The organism is Rhizobium sp. 01T437 (assembly GCF_056398505.1).
Genome location: NZ_JBFTPM010000007.1, coordinates 252,832 through 270,801 on the forward strand (window position 1 = coordinate 252,832; position 17,970 = coordinate 270,801).

A 17,970-nucleotide genomic window follows, 5' to 3' on the forward strand; every position below is an offset into this window, starting at 1 on the left:
GATGGTTCCAACCCGGCATGAAAGCCTCTAGGATGCGCGCCATGCAGGGAGCGCGTTTTGCCTTTGGTCCGTTCGTGCTTGATCCGGAGGCGGGGACGCTTCTTCGGAACGACGATCCCGTTGCCGTCGGGCACCGCGGCGTAATGCTGCTTGCCGCGCTCGTCGGGCGGCCCGGCGAAATTCTGGCCAAGACCGAGCTGATGGATGCGGCCTGGCCGGGCACGGCCGTCGAGGAGGGCAATCTCACCGTCCAGATCGCGCAGCTGCGCAAGCTGCTGGGTCCTGCCGCTGACGGTGGTGAATGGATCTCGACGGTTCCGCGCATCGGCTATCGCTTCACCGGCGCCATAAAGCAGCTCGGCAGCCGGAAGCGAATAGCTTTGGCGCTGCCCGACAAACCATCGATTGCCGTACTGCCCTTCGTCACCGTCAGCGGCGATCCGGAGCAGGAGGGTTTTGCGGATGGCCTGACCGAAGATCTGATCACCGATCTTTCCCGGACCTCGGGCCTCTTCGTCATCGCCCKCAATTCGAGCTTTGCCTATAAGGGAAAGGCGATGGATGTGCGTGATATCGCCGAGGAGCTTGGGGTGCGCTATCTGCTCGATGGCAGCGCAAGACGGGCGGCCGGGCGCGTGCGCATTAATGCGCGGCTCGTCGATGCCGAGAGCGGCGATCATCTCTGGGCGGAGCGTTTCGATCGCGGCCTGGACGATATTTTTGCCGTTCAGGATGAGGTCACCGGCAAGATCGTCGAGGCGCTGCTCGGCCGGCTGCGTCCACCGCCGCCGCGCAACCGCCCCAAGAGCCTCGAAGCGTATGATCTTTGCGTGCGGGCGCGCGCGCTGATGGATGATGCGCCGCAAAGCGCGCGGGAAACGCAGCTGATGCTGAGACGGGCGATTGCGCTCGATCCTGACTATGCCGAGGCCCATCGCTGGCTTGCGCTGAACCATTGGATGGGATGGGTGCATAGCGGCGGTCCAACGGAGGCCGATCGCAGCGTTGCCCTGGAACTGGCGCGCAAGGCCGTCGCGATCGATCCCAACGATGCCGGCTGCCGCTGGGTGCTTGCTTACCTGCTTGCCTATGAGCGCAGCTTCGCTGAAGCCGATGCGGAATTCGAAAAGGCCATCGTGCTCGACCCGAACGAGGCCGATACGTGGGCGGCGCTGTCAGATATTTCGGTTCTCGCCGGAAGGATCGACGAGGGCCTGGAGCATATCGGCAAGGCGTTTCGGCTGAACCCTTTTCCGGCCAGCTGGTATTATCTGACACTCGGCCAGGCGCAATATGCTGATGGGAATTACGAAGCCGTCGTCGAGACGCTGCGCCGGGAGGAAACCTATCGCACGAGCTCACGCCGTTTCCTGGCGGCAGGTCTTGCCCAGCTCGGCCGGCTCGATGAGGCCCGTGCAGAGGCGGAGCTGTTCCTCGTCGCAAACCCGCATTTCACGATCAGCCACTGGGTCGCGATGGAACCGTTCCGCGACGCAGCGACGCTCGCGCATTTTGTCGACGGCTATCGCAAGGCCGGCTTTCCCGAGTGACGCCGCTGCCGCAACCGGCCCTGGCTTGTTAAAAATGTGATTACCATTCGAGTTAAAGCAAAATAACAAGTATTGCCGTAGTCTCTTCTCTCGTTGGGCGAAAATAAGCCTTTAAAGGTTCGATAGAGGGACGACCATGAAGACGTTTTTTGCGGCTGCTACCGCAGTGTTGTTATTGCAATTTTCTCCAGTTGCGGCTCAGGCTGCTACGCTGGTTGCCAATATCAGCCTCAGCAAGCAGACGATGACTGTCACCGAGAACGGTTGGGTGAAGTATCGCTGGAAGGTTTCGACGGCGCGCAAGGGTTATACCACGCCGACCGGTTCCTGGGGCGCCAAGTGGCTGTCTCGCGATCACCGCTCCAAGAAATACGACAATGCGCCGATGCCATTCGCCGTATTCTTCAATGGCGGTTATGCCGTTCATGCCACTTTCGAACGCAAGCGCCTCGGCACGCCGGCTTCGCATGGCTGCGTGCGTCTCGACCCCAACAATGCGGCCCAGTTCTTCTCGATGACGCAGGAAAACGGCCTTGCCAATACTCGCGTGGTGATCACGCGGTAAGCAAATCAGGCGCTAACCAGGCGTTCCAGCTCATCCATATCGGGAACGACGATATGACGGTTGTTCTCGATGCGGATGACGCCCTGCTTGCGCAGCTTCGTCATCTGGCGGCTGACGGTTTCAATCGTCAGCCCCAGGAAATCGGCAATCTCGCCGCGTGAGAGCGGCAGGTCGAAGGCCGCGCTGCTGGTCGTTTCCGGCTCTGCATGCGTGGCGACGAGATAGAGGAGGCTCGCGACCTTTTCCTGGGCCGTGCGACGGCCGAGTGTCAGCATCCATTCCCGTGCAGCATCCAGCTCCTTCAGCGCCTGGGCATGCAGGTTATGCTGCAGTTCCGGCGTATCCGTGATCATGCGGTCGAGCAGGCCGCGGGGGAAGACGCAGATTTCCGTCGGCGTGGCTGCTTCGGCCGACAGCGTGCTTTCCGGCACGAAGGGGCGGCCGATGAAATCGGGGGCGAATTGCAGGCCGACGATCTGCTGGCGCCCATCGGGCATGACCTTGCAGAGCTTCACCACGCCATTCATGATGTTGGAGTAGGAGGAGACTTCTTCGCCCTGGGCGACGATCTCACAGCCGGCATCGAGTTTGCGGCGAGTCGAGTGCTTGCAGAGCTCGCGCAGTTGCGCAGCTGCCAGCGCCCCGCAGACGACGCCGTGGCGCGCCTCGCAGACGCGGCAGGTTGCCGGAATACCTATGTCAGGATCTTCACTGCGCGCGATGTCCATGTTCCGATGCCCCGATCCGACCATGTGCCTGCGTTGTGTTACGCTTCGGCCCCAAAGTCATCTATCCCGATTTCTTGCGTCTGCGTCTTGATCTTTATCAATTCCGACCGGATTCCGATTTGATCCAGATCAAAGTTTCCTTTTTCGGCAGGTTTATTTCCCGCCTTGAAAACCACCCTGCTGCAGAAATATCCGGCTCTGTTTCGCGTTATAAGAGCTATCCGGGAGCGCCGCAATTGAACGCAAGTTTAGGGACACGGAGGTGTCGCTCTGTGTCCACATTCCGCATTGCGGCCATGGATCAGAACGGTCTCTGTGCCGTCGAGATGGACGGTTTTGCCGTCACGGGGGCCGGAATAGTCTTTAGCCGGGTGGTCGCTTTACGCTTCGATATCTATCTCGGACAGGTCAAAAGGCGCCATTCCATTGCTGTTTAGGCAACACCTGCCCGCCAAATTGGCTTGCAACCGGGACGAAAGCATTGGCTTTTGAAATGGATTTGCCTATGAGGAGGGGAATCTTCATTTCCAAGAGGTAGAGCGAGTGACCGCTACATTCGATAAAGTTGCCGACATCATTGCTGAAACCAGCGAGATCGACCGCGCAACGATCACGCCGGAAAGCCACACGATCGACGACCTCGGTATCGACAGCCTCGACTTCCTCGATATCGTTTTCGCCATCGACAAGGAATTCGGCATCAAGATTCCGCTCGAAAAGTGGACGCAGGAAGTCAACGAAGGCAAGGTTTCCACCGAAGAATACTTCGTGCTGAAGAACCTCTGTGCCAAGATCGACGAGCTGCGCGCCGCCAAGGCTTGAAGCAACATCATCATCTTTTTTTCACGCCCTGCCGCCATTGATATGGCGGCCGGGCGGTTTTGTTCCTAAGTAGGCCTTCCGACGGGCTTATTGCGCGTCGCGCCGGAGAAGTCTGATGCTGCTGGAATATTTCCAGATGATTGACCGCGTCGAGGCGGTGGACCTTGAGAAGCGCACGCTCGTTGCGCGCTCGGTCGTGCCGGCCAAGAGCCCCGTTTTCGAGGGGCATTTTCCAGGAATGCCGCTCGTCCCTGGCGTGCTTCTCATCGAAACCATGGCGCAGGCATCAGGCATGCTGGTGCTGGTCGCCACCGATTTTACGTCGATGCCCTTCCTGATGTCGGTCGATGGCGCCAAGATGCGCACCTTCGTCGAGCCGGAAGCGGTGCTCGACATCGAGGCTTTCCTCGAACATGACGGCTCCGGTTTTGCCGTCACCAAGGCAAAGATCACCAGCGGCGGCAAGAAGGTCTGCGATGCGCAGCTGAAACTGCGCACCATGCCGTTCAGCGAAATTCCGCTCGGCGATATCGTGAAGAAACGTGCGGAAGAGGTGGGCCTGATGGACGCCATCGCTGCGCAGCGGGCGAAGGCCCAGGGGGTGAGTGAATGAGCAAGGCCGCCAATGACGTCGTGATATCAGGCGTCGGCATCGTGACCTGTCAGGGTGTCGGCAAGGATGCGCATCTGGCGATCCTGACTGCCGATGCCGCACCTGCGACCGTTATCGAGACCGAGAAGTTCAAGCCCTATCCAGTCCATCCGCTTCCTGAGATCGACTGGTCGCAGCAGATCGCCAAGCGCGGTGACCAGCGCCAGATGGAAAACTGGCAGCGCATCGGCGTCTTCACCGCCGGTCTGGCGCTCGACGATGCCGGTTTCAAGGATGATCTGGAAGCCTGCGGTACGATGGACATGATCGTGGCGGCCGGCGGCGGCGAGCGCGACATCAATGTCGATACGCTGATCGTCGACGAGGGCCTGAAGCGCAACGACCGCGAGCTGCTGCTCAATGAGAAGCTGACGACAGAGCTGCGTCCGACGCTGTTTCTGGCACAGCTTTCCAACCTGCTCGCCGGCAATATTTCCATCGTTCACAAGGTCACCGGCTCCTCGCGCACTTTCATGGGTGAGGAAGCCTCCGGCGTTTCCGCCGTCGAGACGGCCTTCTGGCGCATCAAGTCAGGTGAATCCACCCATGCGCTTGTTGGCGGCGCCTTTGCGGCCGAACGCCCGGATATGATCCTGCTGACGGAAGCAATCGGCGCGCATACGCGCGGTGAGTGGGCGCCGCTTTGGTCGCGCTCCGGCCTCGAGGGCGGCGGCATGATCACGGGGTCTGCCGGTGCCTTCCTGGTGCTGGAATCGCGCAAGCATGCTGAAGAGCGTGGCGCGCATATCTACGCGACAATTGGTGCCGTCGAAGGCGACCGCGGCAATCGCGCTGCAGGCAATTTCGAAGTGCGCATGGAGCGGCTGCTGAAACCCGCTGCCGATCTGGCCCCCGAAACCACGGCGATCTTCTCCGGCTCGACCGGCATGCATGAGCTTGCCGCCCGTGAAAAGGCAGTGCTGGAACATCAGCTTCCGGGTGCCGCGATCCGCGGCTTCAGCGGCGTTTCCGGCCACACGATCGAGGCGCAGTTCACGCTCGGCCTTGCGCTTGCAGCGCTTGCGATCGACGCCAAGGCCAAGGTTCCGCCTTTCGATGCCGCGAACGAAGCGCCGATGAAATCAGGCACCAAGGCTGCCGTCGTAACCACCGTCGGACATCAGCGCGGCGAAGGCGTTGCCGTTCTTTCCGCAGAAGCGTGAGGAGTGACTGAAATGACAGCGTCCGCTTACAGGGATCATCTCGGCCGTCCGATCGTTGCGGTCACCGGCATGGGTATCATCACCTCGCTCGGCCAGGGCCTCAAGGATAACTGGGCAGCCCTTTCCTCAGGCACATCGGGCATTCACGACATCACCCGCTTCCCGACGGACGGCCTTTCGACGCGCATTGCCGGCACGGTCGATTTCATCGACATCCCGGTGCCGAACGCCGTCGAGCGCTCCTATGCCTTTGCGCGCGAGACGACCATCGAAGCGCTTGCCGATGCCGGTATTTCCGGCGATTTCAATGGTCCGCTGTTCCTGGCCGCACCGCCGATCGAGCCGGAATGGAGCGCCCGTTTCGAGCTTGCCGACCGTTCGCCGGCCGCCGACCATCCGGGCGATGCCTATGAGCGGTTCCTCGCTGCCATGCGCCAGCGTCCCGATCCGGCCTTCCATGAGGCGGCCCTCTTCGGCGCGATTTCGGAGCGATTGTCCGACCGGTTCGGCACGCGCGGCCTGCCGGTCACGCTGTCGACGGCCTGTGCATCGGGTGTGACGGCAATCCAGCTCGGCATCGAGGCGATCCGCCAGGGCCGCACCGACCGGGCGCTGACGGTTGCGACCGACGGTTCGCTGAGTGCGGAAGCGCTGATCCGCTTCTCGCTGCTGTCTGCTCTCTCTACCCAGAACGATCCGCCGACCAAGGCTTCCAAGCCGTTCAGCAAGGATCGCGACGGTTTCGTCATCGCCGAAGGCGCGGCGACGCTGGTGCTGGAATCCCTGGAATCGGCAATTGCCCGCGGCGCCAAGGTGCACGGCATCATGAAGGGTGCGGGCGACAAGGCCGACAGCTTCCACCGCACGCGCTCTTCGCCCGATGGCGGCCCGGCGATCGCGACGATCCGCGCAGCCCTTGCCGATGCCGGCATGAGCGAGGACGATATCGGCTATATCAATGCGCACGGCACCTCGACGCCTGAAAACGACAAGATGGAATATGGCTCCATGTCCGCCGTCTTCGGCGAGAAGCTGGTCGGCATTCCGGTGTCGTCCAACAAGTCGATGATCGGCCATACGCTGACGGCAGCCGGTGCGGTCGAGGCGGTCTTCTCGCTGCAGACGATGCTGACTGGCACGCTGCCGCCGACGATCAACTACAACAACCCGGATCCGTCGATCGTTCTTGACGTCGTGCCGAACAGGAAGCGGGAAGCCCAGGTTTCGGCCGTGCTTTCCAACTCTTTCGGCTTCGGCGGACAGAATGCCAGCCTTGTCATGGCGCTCGAACCGGCTTAAGCGGTTCCCGACAAATCTAAAGCGTGTCGCGATCCCCAGGATTCGCTTGACACGCTTTTGGTCTTTGTTTTTACGCATGTCGTCGCCGCAAAACCGCTGCACACTTTTGCGCGACATGCTTTGAGATAATAAAAACGCCTTGAAGGCGAGAGGTTTTGCCATGCGCGCTTTGCAACTGATCGATGACCGCAAGCTTGAGATCACCGACCTGCCGGAACCGGACGCTCCCGGTGCGGGCGAAGTGACACTGCGCGTCAAGGCGGTCGCGCTGAACCATATCGATGTCTGGGGCTGGCGCGGCATGGCATTCGCCAAGCGCAAGATGCCGCTCGTCATCGGTGCGGAAGCCTCCGGCGTCGTCGAAGCGATCGGCCCCGGTGTCGCCAACGTTCTGCCCGGCCAGCTCGTGTCGATCTATGGCGCGCGCACCTGCGGCCTCTGCCGTCCGTGCCGCGAAGGCCGCGACAATCTCTGCGAACATGTCTCGGGCGTACACGGCTTCCATCTCGATGGCTTCGCGCAGGAGAAGGTGAACCTGCCGGCGCGTCTCCTGGTTCCGGCCCCTCCCGGTGTCGATGCCATCGGTGCGGCCCTTGCGCCCGTCACCTTCGGCACGGTCGAGCACATGCTCTTCGACAATGCCAAGCTCGAGCCCGGTGAGACGATCCTTGTCCATGCCGGCGGTTCCGGCATCGGCACGGCGGCGATCCAGCTTGCCAAGAAGATCGGCTGCACCGTGATCACGACTGTCGGCTCCGACGACAAGATCGAGAAGGCCAGGGCGCTCGGCGCCGATCACGTCATCAACTACCGCACCGACCGCTTCGAAGGCGTGGTGCGCAAGCTCACCAAGAAGAAGGGCGTCGACGTCGTCTTCGAACATGTGGGCAAGGATACCTGGGCAGGCTCGATGCTCTGTATGAAGCGTGGCGGTCGTCTCGTCACCTGCGGCTCGACCTCGGGTGTTTCGACCGAGATGAACCTGATGATGCTCTTCCAGCAGCAGCTGAAGCTCTTCGGCTCCTTCGGCTGCCGCATGGAGAACATGGCCGATGCCATGCAGAAGATGGGCCGCGGCCTCGTTCATCCCGTCATCGATACGGAAGTCAGCTTCGACGATATCGACCGCGCACTGGAACGCATGGAAACCCGTCAGATCTTCGGCAAGATCATCCTGAAGATGGACTGACTGAGTGAAGCTTTTCATCACCAGGATCGTTCTGGCGCTCAGGCGTTTCCAGCAATGGCTGGTGGCGCAGCTGATGTTCGGCTTCCTGAACTTCCTGAAGCTTTTTCCGGCCGACGGCGCCATGCGCTTTGCCGACTGGATGACGCGCCAGATCGGCCGGCGGCTGAAGCGCCACAAGCTGATGCTCTACAATCTGCGCCGGGCCTTTCCGGAAAGGAGCGATGCGGAGCTTGAGGAAATCGCGCTCGAAAGCTGGGGCAATATGGGCCGGCTTGCGGCCGAATATGTCTTCCTCGACCAGCTCTTCGATTTCGATCCTGAACGGGCCGAGCCGGGCAGGGTGGAAGTCTCAGGCATTCCGATCTTCCTGGAGCTGCGCGACAATCCGCGCCCCTTCATCGTCTTTACCGGCCATACCGGCAATTTCGAGCTGCTGCCGGTTGCGGGCAATGCCTTCGGTCTCAGCGTGACAGTGCTCTTCCGCCCGCCGAACAATCCTTATGTGGCGCAGAAGGTCTTCGATTTCCGCAGCGGCCGCATGGGCAAGCTCGTGCCTTCGCATGCCGGCTCCTCCTTTGCGCTCGCCCGTCAGCTGGAAGCGGGGCAGGGCGTTGGCGTACTCGTCGACCAGAAGTTCAGCCGCGGGTTGAAGACGACGTTCTTCGACCTGGAAACCAAGACCAATCCGCTGCTGCCGAAGCTGGTGCGCCAGTTCAATTGCGAGGTCTATCCGGCCCGCTGCATCCGTCTGCCCGGCAATCGCTACCGCCTGGAGATCGAGCCGAAGATGGAGATGCCGCGCGACGAGAAGGGCAATCTGGATCTTCCCGCCACGGCACAGATGATGAACGACAAGGTGGAGAGCTGGGTGCGCGAATATCCGGCCCAATGGCTCTGGTATCACGACCGCTGGGATATCAAGCGTTCCGTCAGTCTGTAAGATTCTGCCTGTAAGATTTTGCTCCTGATTTATAATCGGTGAAAAGCGACAGGTCCGGTTCGGTTGAAAATGAGCACGGTTCATGTTACGCGTCTCTACTAGGGCGCGAAAAGCACCTACCGCAGGGCGTAGTCTTTCATTAAGCATAGGCCTCGACCGGTTTCGGAACGTTTCTCAGGAAATGGATATTGGGGGTATCTTGCTTGAGCTGTTCAGGGCCTTTTCCTTGCGCTGCGCGCAGATAGAGGAAGCGATAAGGCTAGGGGATGATGGGCGTGTGGAGGCGCTCGACCGCGATATCCAGCCGCTGGTCGAGGCGATCCTCTCATGCAGGGCGTCCAGCCTCATCGAAGTCTATATGCAACTTCAGTTTGTAAGCTACCTCATCGCGCAGGATGCCGATGACGCGGCTTTCGTGACGCAATATTCCGCAGTGCTCTCCTATCTGCTCGACCGCTATTTCGGCGCCCATGCGCCGGACTGGCGCGTGCCGCTGCCGGTGGACGTGAAGCTCAGGCAACCGCCCGCCTATATTCCCGATACCGATAACGGCCAGTTCCTCAATGCGGCGATCCTGCAGACGCTGCCGGACCGCGTGGCGGTGCTGACGAAGGATTACCGCTACCTCTATTCCAATCCCGTCAATTGCGCCCACCTCGGCAAGAATGCCATGCAGCTCATCGGCCGCCATATCGTCGAGTTCATCGGCGAGGAGCGCTTTGCCAGCGAGGTGAAGGAAAAGCTCGACGCCTGCTTCGACGGCCTGTCGGCGGATTACACCTACGCGCGGGATGAGCGGCACAATCGCTGCCGCATGGTGCCGTTGCATGACGCAGCGAAGAAGGTGATCGGGGCGCTCATCACCATCCAGAATCTCGGCACCACGGCAACGGCGGACGCCTGAACTTCAGTTCTTGCTCCAGACGGCGAGTTCGTAGCCGTCCTTGTCGACGAAATGGAAGCGCCGGCCGCCGGGGAAGGGCGTGATCGGTTTAGCTATGGTGCCGCCGGCCTTTTCGACGCTTGCGAGCACGTCTTCCAGCTTTTCGGCATAGAGGATGACGAGCGGGCCGCCTGCGGCACGCACCGGGCCGAGATTGGTGAAGCCGCCTTTCAGCCTTCCGTCGTCGAACTCGCAGTAGTTCTCCCCGTAATCGGTGAAGCGCCAGCCGAAGGCCGCGCCGTAGAAGGATTTTGCCGCACCAATATCGGCGACGTTAAACTCGACATAGTCGATGCGGCGGTCATTTTCAGCGTCGTTGCTGGCCATCTTATTTCTCCATCATCGATTTCAGAGCCGCCAGATCCTTCTGCACATGGGCAGCATCGGCGGCGAATTGTTCGTCGGTCATGCCGGGCAGGCGCAGCAGCGTGAACATCACCTCGCAGCCATCGCCATTCGGCACGATGCGCAGCGCGTTATAGACGCGCAGGCCGGATTCGATGGTGACGGTATGGTCGATGACGCCGAATTCGTTCGGCGGCACGAAGCTCACGCGGACACTGCCGAGCGGGCCGTGGGCGATCCAGTCCTCGCCATCGGGTTCCAGGCCGCTCGCAAGGCCGGAGGCCCAGAGCGGCATGTTCTCCGGCCGGCCGGCGAAATCATAGACATCGCGCCAGTCTCTTTTGATCGTGATATGGACGATGCGGGCGGGCATTGTGTTCATCGGTCTGTCCTTTTGCGTTGCGTCAGATTAGCAGGCCGGCACGGACCGTCTTGAACAAAACGGTCAGCGGGTCGTCAATTGAGCGAGCATGGCTGAAGGCGTCAGTGTCGTCAGGTCGCCGATTTCGCGCGTCATATGGGCCTGATCGGAAAAACCGGCTTCAAGGGCGAGGGCGGCAAGGGAGAGGGGCTCACTTGCGCGGCACAAGGCCATGAAACGCTGCAGCCGGCGGATGCGTTCCAGCGTCTTGATGCCATAGCCGAAATGGTGGTGGGCGCGGCGGCGCAATTGCCGTTCGCCGATATCGAGCCTCTGCTGCAGGTCGCCGATACGGCCCGATCCATGGTCAGCAGCGGCAAAGATCAGGCGAGCCTCGGGGTCCGGCTCCGCTTCTTTCCTTGCCAGTTCACTCAACAGGGTGGCGAAGAGCGAGAGGGCGGCAGCCTCATCCGGACAGTCGGACAGGCACGGTTCGAGGAGGGCAGACTTCTCAGGCGCGAGATCGCTCAGGGGAATGGAGAGGCCGGTGATCTCTGACAGAGGCAGCTTCAGCCAGGCGGCGCCGGCGCCCGGTGCAAAACGCGCGCCGATAATGCGCATCCCAGGCGTCATCGGCGGGAAGGCGGCCGTGCGGTCCGGCCCGACAACGAAGAGGCGGCCGTCCGCGAAAAGCAGGTCGCAATAGCCATCAGGGACGATGGCGACCGGGCTTGCGGTTCGAATCTCATGCGACCAGAGGCAGCGGAAATGCGGGGCGAGTACAGGCGAGGGCGCGTATTCGCGGTAGCGCCCGGCTCTCTTTGCGAGCAGCGGCCCGATATCGCTTTGCCTCGCTGCGGTGGCAGTCATTCCGGCCTCCCAAACCTATGCATATGGTGCTCCCCCGGCCATTCGAAAAGCCTGTTCCGACAGCCTTTTTTCGACCCGAATCGCGGTCTTCGACCTTGCCGTTTGGCCGAGAGAGTGCCACAACATCGCACCATTTCACTCATCGGAGGTTTGTCGTGGAAAAGGCAGAAATCGGACTGATCGGCCTCGCCGTCATGGGTTCCAACCTGGCTCTCAACATTGCGGAAAAGGGCAACAAGATTGCGGTTTTCAACCGCACGCCTGAAAAAACGGATGAATTCTACGAGAGCGCCGGCGATCTCAAGAAGCAGATCATTCCCTGCAAGACGATCGAGGAGTTCGTCGAGGCGATCCGCCCGCCGCGTCCGATCATCATCATGATCAAGGCTGGTGAGCCGGTCGACCAGCAGATGGAGGCGCTGCGCCCGCATCTGGAAAAGAACGACATCATGATCGATGCCGGCAACGCCAATTTCCGCGACACGGTCGCCCGCTTCGACCGCCTCAAGGATACCGGCCTGACCTTCATCGGCATGGGCGTTTCGGGCGGTGAGGAAGGTGCGCGCCATGGCCCGTCGATCATGGTCGGCGGTAAGGAAGAGTCCTGGAAGCGTGTCGAAAAGGTTCTGACCTCGATCGCCGCCAAGTATGATGGCGATCCGTGCGTTGCCTGGCTCGGCAATGACGGCGCAGGCCACTTCGTCAAGACCATCCATAACGGCATCGAATATGCCGACATGCAGATGATCGCCGAAATCTACGGCATCCTGCGCGACGGTCTCGGCAAGAGCGCTTCGGAAATCTCCGGCATTTTCGGCGAGTGGAACAAGGGCCGGCTGAACTCCTACCTGATCGAAATCTCCGAGAAGGTACTTTCGGCCACCGACCCGATCTCCAAGACGCCGATGGTCGACATGATCCTCGACAAGGCCGGCCAGAAGGGCACCGGCAAGTGGTCGGCGATCGAAGCGCAGAACATGGGCATTCCGGCAACCGGCATCGAAGCCGCCGTTGCTGCCCGCAGCCTGTCGTCGATGAAGGACCAGCGCGTCGCCGCCGAAAAGATCTTCGGCGATCTCGGTGCGGCCTTCCCGATCGCCTACGGCCCCGACTTCAACAAGGATCTGGAACTGGCGCTGTTTGCCGGCAAGATCGGCGCCTATGCGCAGGGCTTTGCCGTCATGGCGGAAGCCTCGAAGGAGTTCAACTGGTCGCTGCCGATGCCGACGATCGCCCGTATCTGGCGCGCCGGCTGCATCATCCGCTCGCAGTTCCTCGACGAGATCACCAAGGCGTTTACCGACGCGCCTGATGCGGCTAACCTCATCGTTACGCCCGCCTTCTCGGGCATGGTCAAGGAATCGATCCCGGCGCTGCGCCGCGTCGTGACCGCAGCCCTTGCCGCCGGCCTGCCGGTTCCGGCGCTGACCTCGGCGCTCAGCTATTTCGACGCTTACCGCCAGGGCCGCGGCACTGCCAACCTCATCCAGGCGCAGCGCGACTTCTTCGGCGCCCACGGCTTCGACCGCCTCGACGGCAAGGACTTCCACCACGGCCCCTGGGGCAGCGGTGCATCGACCTTCTGAGATCGGCGAGAATAGAGTTGAAAAGCCCGGCCATTACGCCGGGCTCTTTGTTATCCTGCCGCAAAGCGGCTGATTGCAATCGGGAGGTCCGATAAATGCTCCACCATGCATCCTTCGGGGTGACCGACATCGAACATTCGGCCCGGTTCTACGATGCCATCTTCCGCCCGCTCGGCTATGTCCGCGTCTGGGAAGATATCCGCCCCGGCGAGGCCGAACAGGCCGTCGGCTATGGTGTGCCCGGCGGTGGCGACAAGCTGGCGATCAAATCGGTCGAGGCGGGGCAGGGTGCGCCGGGTGCAGGCTTCCACCTCGCCTTTGCCGCGCCGGATCGGCAGTCGGTCATTGATTTTCACGCCGCAGCGCTTGCCCACGGTGGCGTCGATAATGGTGCGCCGGGGCTCAGGCCGCATTATGGGCCGAATTACTTTGCTGCCTTTGTGATCGATCCCGATGGGTATCGTATCGAGGCGGTTTTCAATCAGGTGGGGTGAGGGCTGGCGGGTCGTTCGGAGTAGAGCCACGCTGGCGGATATCCGGTGTGTTTCTGCTGACGTCATGCCGTGGAATACAAGATCAACATTAGAGCGATGCCACACAACGAGAAGCCATCATGCGATTCATTTCCAGCTTCCTCATCGCCTTCTGCCTCGGCATCCTCCTTTCCACAGTCGCACAGGCCGCCGGCTTCGACTGCACCCGGGCCTTGAGCACTGACGAGAAGATCGTCTGCGGTGATACCCAGCTCTCATACCTCGACGACGTCTTCAACGCGCGCTATGGCGCGGTACGGAAGACGCATCCGGATGACGATATCATTCACTCGGCCCGCAATTTCCTGGCCGACCGGCATGATTGCGGCAGTGACCGGGCCTGCATCCTCAGCGCCTATCTCGCGGTCCTCTGGGAAATCTCGCCTGATAAGAGCGGCTTCATGCAGGGCATTTCAGCGATGTCCCTGACCGGCGGCCACGCGCCGAAGGCTTCGGAAATCCCCACGAAGGTCGGGGGATGCGCAGCCACCACAATCCTTGAAGTCCATCCGCGTCTCGATACCGGCGACGCGCCTGCCACCGACGAGGATTTCAACGCCGGCACGGGCATCGATTATGCCAATGACGGCTATCAGGTCTCGTATAGCCGCGAGGAGGCGCTGATCCGCTCCAAGCCCGGCGATCCCGTGACCCTATGCCTCGTCGAGATCGATCGCGACTGCAAGTCCGATGAGAATGGCCGGCTCTTCCTCGCCACCAATGGCAGAACGAAGGAAAGCTGGATCCTGCCCGACGCTCAGCACAAATGCGGCGGTTGAGGCGGCCGGCACGCGCGAGCGACACGGATTCTTAAAAGCGCAGGCATGAGGTTCATTGCCGGCGAACTCGGCTGCCACTTTGCGCTGGTGGCATTGTCGCGCTCATTGCCATCGATCTGAACAAGCAGTACCATTGGGCATTAGCCTTCTTTTGAAGTGCATGCAGGCATCGGCAGCAATGTCATCGAGCGTTGATCTGAGTATCAAGCGCTTGCAAATAGTCCTCATCAGGAAATTCCTCTTGCGTCGGCGGGCAACTGTTCAAGAGGCGGTAGCTATTCCCGACGTTTTGACTAGTTCCATCAAGGACTATTTGCGTGGCGTTGTGTCGTTCCGTTGAACCTAGGGGGAGAAATGGGATGTCGGACAGGAAAGGCTTTGACCCTAACGAGATGCCGCCAAGCGCGCAGGATCTGCGCGACCTTCAGGACGCCCTGAAGCAAAAGGCAACGCGAGCGGTGGAGGCGAAGGAGAAAAGTCACTTCGACAAGGTCAATGATTTTCTCTTCAAGCATGTCACCGAGAACGAAATTCAGATCGTTCGACGATTGGTCGATAACGCTCTCAGGGACGGCAAGAACGAAGCGCTGGTCTACCAGTTTTCGTCCGATTTCTGCACCGACAGCGGTCGTGCAATCAACAACGGTGCTGATAACTGGCCGGAAACGCTGCAAGGAAAAGCCAAGGAATTCTACGAGCGCTACGAGAAATACGGGCGCCCGCAGGGCTATAAGCTGAAGGCTGTCGTCGTCAATTTTCCAAGCGGCATGCCGGGCGATGTCGGCTTTTTCCTCAATTGGGAATCCGAGAAGCCCAAGCAGTAAACAGACGGACAATCTACAGCCTCGTCGTGCCGAGAGCACAATTCACCAGCCGTTTCCTGGGCGCTCTGTGCTCCAGGCATATGACCTTGCCTCTCCGGTGCTTTGACACGCTCCGGTCGCCGTTTGCGAGCCTCGACGCAGGGAGCAGCGTCCGGTGATCGCAAACGGCGAGCAGCACAGGCTGACGGTTGTTCGTGAGCAGAATTTGTAAGGGGACGGCAGGATGGCAAACATTCACGTGCCGATACTGAGGGGGCTGAGTGGGTTTCACGCGAACTGGCTGCGGAGCGATATTCCGGCAGGCCTGTCAATCGCCGCTGTCGGCCTGCCGAGCGCAATAGCTTATCCCGCCATCGCAGGCCTGCCGCCGGAAACCGGACTCTATGCCAGTATCGTCGCGCCCATCGCCTATGCCCTGTTTGGACCATCACGGCTGCTAGTGGTCGGGCCGGATGCTGCGACCATGGCGGTTCTCGCAGCTGCCATGGCAGCCGTCATTGCCGCCCAGCCGGCCGCTGCGCCCGTCGATCCCGTGGTAATCGCGTCCGCTCTGGCGCTCGGCGTCGGCGTCTTCTATTTCGCGGCGCGGCTGCTGCGGCTCGGCGTGCTCGCAAGCTTTCTGTCCCGTCCGATTCTCGTCGGCTTCTTTGCCGGCGTGTCGATTTCCATCCTTGTCGGACAGATCGGCCGCTTTACCGGGGTGCGTATCGAGTCCGAAGGTCTGCTGCAGCCCGTTGCCGAGATCCTTCGCAAGAGCGCCTCGATCCATTGGCCATCGCTGCTGCTCGGCCTTGCCATGTTCGCGCTGTTGTGGATCGTCAAAGCCACGCGCCTGCCGATCCCGGGACCTGTCATCGTCGTCGTCGTTTCGGTACTGCTGTCGGCCATTTTCAATTTCGAGGGCGCCGGCATCAACGTCGTCGGTGATATCCCGACCGGCCTGCCGTCATTTTCCCTCCATGCCTTCTCGCAAATGCCGATGGACAGGATCGTGCTCGGCTCGGCGGCCGTCTTCCTGGTCAGTTTCGGGGCGGGCATCGTTGCCGCCCGCAGCTTCGGAGGCCGCACCGGGGAGGAGGTCGACGCGAACCAGGAGCTGATCGGCCTGGGTGCGGCAAATATCGCGCCCGGCCTGTTCGGCTCGTTTCCCGTCAGCGTTTCGGACTCGCGGACCGCGATCAATCTTTCCGCCGGCGGCAAATCGCAGGCAGCAGGGCTCGTTTCTGCCGCCACGCTGATGGCCGCGCTGGTATTCCTGCATAGCGCGCTGCGCATCCTGCCGATCCCGGCGCTGGCGGCGATCCTAGCAGCCGCCGCCATCAGCCTGATCGACATTGCCGAACTCAAGAGGATATGGCGCATCAGCCACATGGAGTTCGTCTTCGCGCTGATAGCCATGTTCGGGGCCATCAGCTTCGGCGTGCTGAACGGCGTCATCGTCGCGATATCGGCAACGCTCGTCTATCTCCTGCACAAGACGATGTTTCCGCGCGACACGCTTCTCGGCCGCATTGCCGGACGCGACGGCTTTTACGATATGCAGCGCTTTGCGCAGGCTCGGGGCGTGCCAGGTGTCGCCATCTGTCTCGTCCAGGGCAATCTGCTCTTTTACAATGCCGATTATGTCCGCACGCGGCTTCGCGCCGTCATCGCGGGCCTGCCTGCTGATACGCGCTGGTTCATCCTGGATGCCAGCGCAATTGCCCATATCGACAGCACCGGTGCCGCCGCGCTCGATGTGCTGCCGGCGGATCTTGCCGCGCGGGGCATGAGCTTCGGCGTCGCTCACCTGAATGCCGAATGTACGGCGCTGCTGGGGCGCGCCGAAGTCGTCGGCCATATCGGTGTGGAGAAACTCTTCGATGATACGGAAGACGCGCTGCGTGCGGCTGGCCGCCAGGGCGGCGAGCAGCCTTTGGCCGAGGTTTCAGATGCAGGATCACTGCGTGGAGCACCCTGACAGGGCAAGGAGGACGTGATGGACAAAATGCACACTGAACCCGCGCAAGCGGGAGGAAAGAAAAACAAGAAACCCTGGAACTACGAGAAGGAGCTCGGCAAGCTTCAGGTCGAACTCGCGCATCTGCAGGCCTGGGTGAAGAAATCGGGCGCGCGCGTTGTCATCATCTTCGAGGGCCGGGATGCAGCCGGCAAGGGCGGGATGATCAAGCGCATTACCGAGCGCGTCAGCCCACGGGTCTTTCGCGTGATCGCGCTGCCGGCGCCGACCGATCGCGAAAAGTCGCAGATCTACATCCAGCGCTATATTGCCCATCTGCCCGCCGCCGGCGAAATCGTCATCTTCGACCGCAGCTGGTACAACCGCCCCGGCGTCGACCGGGTGATGGGATTCTGCTCGGAGAAACAGGCCAGACGCTTTCTCGAATTGGCTCCCGGTTTTGAAGCCTCCATCGTCGAAAGCGGCGTCATCATGCTGAAATACTTCCTGACCGTCAGCGAGGAAGAGCAGGACAAACGCTTCAAGCGGCGGATCGAGGACCCGTTGCGGCAGTGGAAACTCAGCCCCATGGATATAGAGTCGTATCGGCGTTGGTGGGATTACTCGCGCGCCTATGACGAGATGATCCGTGCAACGGATAGCCGTCATGCGCCGTGGTGGATCGTGCCGTCAGACGACAAGAAACGCGCGCGCATCAACTGCATCTCGCACATCCTGGAGTCGATCCCCTACGAGAAGGTGAAGTTCGACGAGCCGGACCTTGGAAAGCGACAGAAGCGGCCAAGCGATTACGTCGAGGACCACGCGGTGCGTCATGTGGTGCCGGATGTGGCTGCCAAGGAGGCGTGATGATCGCAACGC

Annotated in this window: 20 protein-coding genes; 16 read left to right on the plus strand and 4 right to left on the minus strand. The window is 61.1% G+C overall.

Annotation, left to right across the window (positions count from 1 at the left end):
* Positions 1–41: 41 nt before the first annotated feature.
* Together AC1DM5_RS17220 and AC1DM5_RS17225 are read left to right on the plus strand one after the other, a co-directional pair.
* The gene (locus tag AC1DM5_RS17220; protein ID WP_477975359.1) at positions 42–1,550 is read left to right on the plus strand and encodes a winged helix-turn-helix domain-containing tetratricopeptide repeat protein; all 1,509 of its coding nucleotides are present in this window, start codon (positions 42–44) and stop codon (positions 1,548–1,550) included.
* A gap of 136 nt (positions 1,551–1,686) precedes the next feature.
* Positions 1,687–2,115, plus strand: coding sequence for a L,D-transpeptidase (locus AC1DM5_RS17225; protein ID WP_477819365.1), 429 nt, complete (start codon positions 1,687–1,689; stop codon positions 2,113–2,115).
* Between the two features lie 5 nt (positions 2,116–2,120).
* Here AC1DM5_RS17225 and AC1DM5_RS17230 read toward each other — a convergent pair whose 3' ends face one another.
* Positions 2,121–2,843, minus strand: coding sequence for a Crp/Fnr family transcriptional regulator (locus AC1DM5_RS17230; RefSeq protein ID WP_477819364.1), 723 nt, complete (start codon positions 2,841–2,843; stop codon positions 2,121–2,123).
* A 119-nt stretch (positions 2,844–2,962) separates the two neighbouring features.
* Between AC1DM5_RS17230 and AC1DM5_RS17235 the strand changes: the two genes are divergently transcribed.
* The 8 genes from AC1DM5_RS17235 (at position 2,963) to AC1DM5_RS17270 (ending at position 9,812) form a co-directional block, all read left to right on the plus strand.
* Positions 2,963–3,280, plus strand: coding sequence for a hypothetical protein (locus tag AC1DM5_RS17235; RefSeq protein ID WP_477819363.1), 318 nt, complete (start codon positions 2,963–2,965; stop codon positions 3,278–3,280).
* Between the two features lie 106 nt (positions 3,281–3,386).
* A complete protein-coding gene (locus AC1DM5_RS17240; RefSeq protein WP_007814022.1) occupies positions 3,387–3,665 on the plus strand; it encodes an acyl carrier protein in 279 nt (92 codons plus the stop codon).
* Positions 3,666–3,780: 115 nt separating this feature from the next.
* A complete protein-coding gene (locus AC1DM5_RS17245) occupies positions 3,781–4,278 on the plus strand; it encodes a 3-hydroxyacyl-ACP dehydratase FabZ family protein (RefSeq protein WP_477819362.1) in 498 nt (165 codons plus the stop codon).
* Positions 4,275–5,480, plus strand: coding sequence for a beta-ketoacyl-ACP synthase (locus AC1DM5_RS17250; RefSeq protein WP_477819361.1), 1,206 nt, complete (start codon positions 4,275–4,277; stop codon positions 5,478–5,480). The genes AC1DM5_RS17245 and AC1DM5_RS17250 overlap by 4 nt, the downstream gene beginning before the upstream one ends.
* A 12-nt stretch (positions 5,481–5,492) precedes the next feature.
* Entirely contained in the window at positions 5,493–6,779 is a 1,287-nt protein-coding gene (locus tag AC1DM5_RS17255) for a beta-ketoacyl-ACP synthase (protein ID WP_477975319.1), read from the plus strand.
* Positions 6,780–6,939: 160 nt separating this feature from the next.
* Positions 6,940–7,968 carry a zinc-binding dehydrogenase gene (locus AC1DM5_RS17260; protein ID WP_477819359.1) on the plus strand — a complete coding sequence of 343 codons (1,029 nt, stop codon included), beginning with the start codon at positions 6,940–6,942 and terminating at the stop codon, positions 7,966–7,968.
* Between the two features lie 4 nt (positions 7,969–7,972).
* Positions 7,973–8,908: a lipid A biosynthesis lauroyl acyltransferase gene (locus AC1DM5_RS17265; protein WP_477819358.1), complete on the plus strand. Its 936-nt coding sequence runs from the start codon at positions 7,973–7,975 to the stop codon at positions 8,906–8,908.
* Between the two features lie 199 nt (positions 8,909–9,107).
* On the plus strand, positions 9,108–9,812 hold the full coding sequence (locus AC1DM5_RS17270; RefSeq protein ID WP_477819357.1) for a PAS domain-containing protein: 705 nt from the start codon (positions 9,108–9,110) through the stop codon (positions 9,810–9,812).
* A 3-nt stretch (positions 9,813–9,815) separates the two neighbouring features.
* On the opposite strand, the gene AC1DM5_RS17275 is transcribed toward AC1DM5_RS17270, so the two are convergent.
* The 3 genes from AC1DM5_RS17275 to AC1DM5_RS17285 all read right to left on the minus strand — a co-directional run bounded on the left by AC1DM5_RS17275 (position 9,816) and on the right by AC1DM5_RS17285 (position 11,427).
* Positions 9,816–10,178 (minus strand): VOC family protein, encoded by a 363-nt coding sequence (locus AC1DM5_RS17275; protein WP_477819356.1) that lies wholly within the window; start codon positions 10,176–10,178, stop codon positions 9,816–9,818.
* A 1-nt stretch (position 10,179) separates the two neighbouring features.
* Positions 10,180–10,578, minus strand: coding sequence for an SRPBCC family protein (locus AC1DM5_RS17280; protein WP_477975321.1), 399 nt, complete (start codon positions 10,576–10,578; stop codon positions 10,180–10,182).
* A gap of 63 nt (positions 10,579–10,641) precedes the next feature.
* Entirely contained in the window at positions 10,642–11,427 is a 786-nt protein-coding gene (locus tag AC1DM5_RS17285; protein ID WP_477819354.1) for a DUF6597 domain-containing transcriptional factor, read from the minus strand.
* Positions 11,428–11,582: 155 nt separating this feature from the next.
* Between AC1DM5_RS17285 and gndA the strand changes: the two genes are divergently transcribed.
* The 6 genes from gndA (at position 11,583) to ppk2 (ending at position 17,958) form a co-directional block, all read left to right on the plus strand.
* Positions 11,583–13,013 (plus strand): NADP-dependent phosphogluconate dehydrogenase, encoded by a 1,431-nt coding sequence (gene gndA / locus AC1DM5_RS17290; protein ID WP_477819353.1) that lies wholly within the window; start codon positions 11,583–11,585, stop codon positions 13,011–13,013.
* Positions 13,014–13,108: 95 nt separating this feature from the next.
* Positions 13,109–13,507, plus strand: coding sequence for a VOC family protein (locus AC1DM5_RS17295; RefSeq protein WP_477819352.1), 399 nt, complete (start codon positions 13,109–13,111; stop codon positions 13,505–13,507).
* Positions 13,508–13,626: 119 nt separating this feature from the next.
* Positions 13,627–14,325 carry a lysozyme inhibitor LprI family protein gene (locus AC1DM5_RS17300; RefSeq protein WP_477819351.1) on the plus strand — a complete coding sequence of 233 codons (699 nt, stop codon included), beginning with the start codon at positions 13,627–13,629 and terminating at the stop codon, positions 14,323–14,325.
* A 359-nt stretch (positions 14,326–14,684) separates the two neighbouring features.
* Positions 14,685–15,149, plus strand: a complete 465-nt coding sequence (locus AC1DM5_RS17305) for a histidine kinase (RefSeq protein WP_477819350.1) — start codon at positions 14,685–14,687, stop codon at positions 15,147–15,149.
* Positions 15,150–15,372: 223 nt separating this feature from the next.
* Positions 15,373–17,109, plus strand: coding sequence for a SulP family inorganic anion transporter (locus AC1DM5_RS17310; protein WP_477975323.1), 1,737 nt, complete (start codon positions 15,373–15,375; stop codon positions 17,107–17,109).
* A gap of 18 nt (positions 17,110–17,127) precedes the next feature.
* Entirely contained in the window at positions 17,128–17,958 is an 831-nt protein-coding gene (gene ppk2 / locus AC1DM5_RS17315) for a polyphosphate kinase 2 (RefSeq protein ID WP_477819348.1), read from the plus strand.
* Positions 17,959–17,970 lie beyond the last annotated feature (12 nt).

Excerpts from the sequence above, each read along its gene's own strand:
- AC1DM5_RS17225 (WP_477819365.1), top strand. The coding sequence starts at position 1,687 with ATGAAGACGTTTTTTGCGGCTGCTACCGCAGTGTTGTTATTGCAATTT.
- AC1DM5_RS17230 (WP_477819364.1), bottom strand. The coding sequence starts at position 2,843 with ATGGACATCGCGCGCAGTGAAGATCCTGACATAGGTATTCCGGCAACC.
- AC1DM5_RS17245 (WP_477819362.1), top strand. The coding sequence starts at position 3,781 with ATGCTGCTGGAATATTTCCAGATGATTGACCGCGTCGAGGCGGTGGAC.
- AC1DM5_RS17250 (WP_477819361.1), top strand. The coding sequence starts at position 4,275 with ATGAGCAAGGCCGCCAATGACGTCGTGATATCAGGCGTCGGCATCGTG.
- AC1DM5_RS17255 (WP_477975319.1), top strand. The coding sequence starts at position 5,493 with ATGACAGCGTCCGCTTACAGGGATCATCTCGGCCGTCCGATCGTTGCG.
- AC1DM5_RS17260 (WP_477819359.1), top strand. The coding sequence starts at position 6,940 with ATGCGCGCTTTGCAACTGATCGATGACCGCAAGCTTGAGATCACCGAC.
- AC1DM5_RS17275 (WP_477819356.1), bottom strand. The coding sequence starts at position 10,178 with ATGGCCAGCAACGACGCTGAAAATGACCGCCGCATCGACTATGTCGAG.
- AC1DM5_RS17280 (WP_477975321.1), bottom strand. The coding sequence starts at position 10,578 with ATGAACACAATGCCCGCCCGCATCGTCCATATCACGATCAAAAGAGAC.
- AC1DM5_RS17285 (WP_477819354.1), bottom strand. The coding sequence starts at position 11,427 with ATGACTGCCACCGCAGCGAGGCAAAGCGATATCGGGCCGCTGCTCGCA.
- AC1DM5_RS17295 (WP_477819352.1), top strand. The coding sequence starts at position 13,109 with ATGCTCCACCATGCATCCTTCGGGGTGACCGACATCGAACATTCGGCC.
- AC1DM5_RS17300 (WP_477819351.1), top strand. The coding sequence starts at position 13,627 with ATGCGATTCATTTCCAGCTTCCTCATCGCCTTCTGCCTCGGCATCCTC.
- AC1DM5_RS17305 (WP_477819350.1), top strand. The coding sequence starts at position 14,685 with ATGTCGGACAGGAAAGGCTTTGACCCTAACGAGATGCCGCCAAGCGCG.
- AC1DM5_RS17310 (WP_477975323.1), top strand. The coding sequence starts at position 15,373 with ATGGCAAACATTCACGTGCCGATACTGAGGGGGCTGAGTGGGTTTCAC.
- ppk2 (WP_477819348.1), top strand. The coding sequence starts at position 17,128 with ATGGACAAAATGCACACTGAACCCGCGCAAGCGGGAGGAAAGAAAAAC.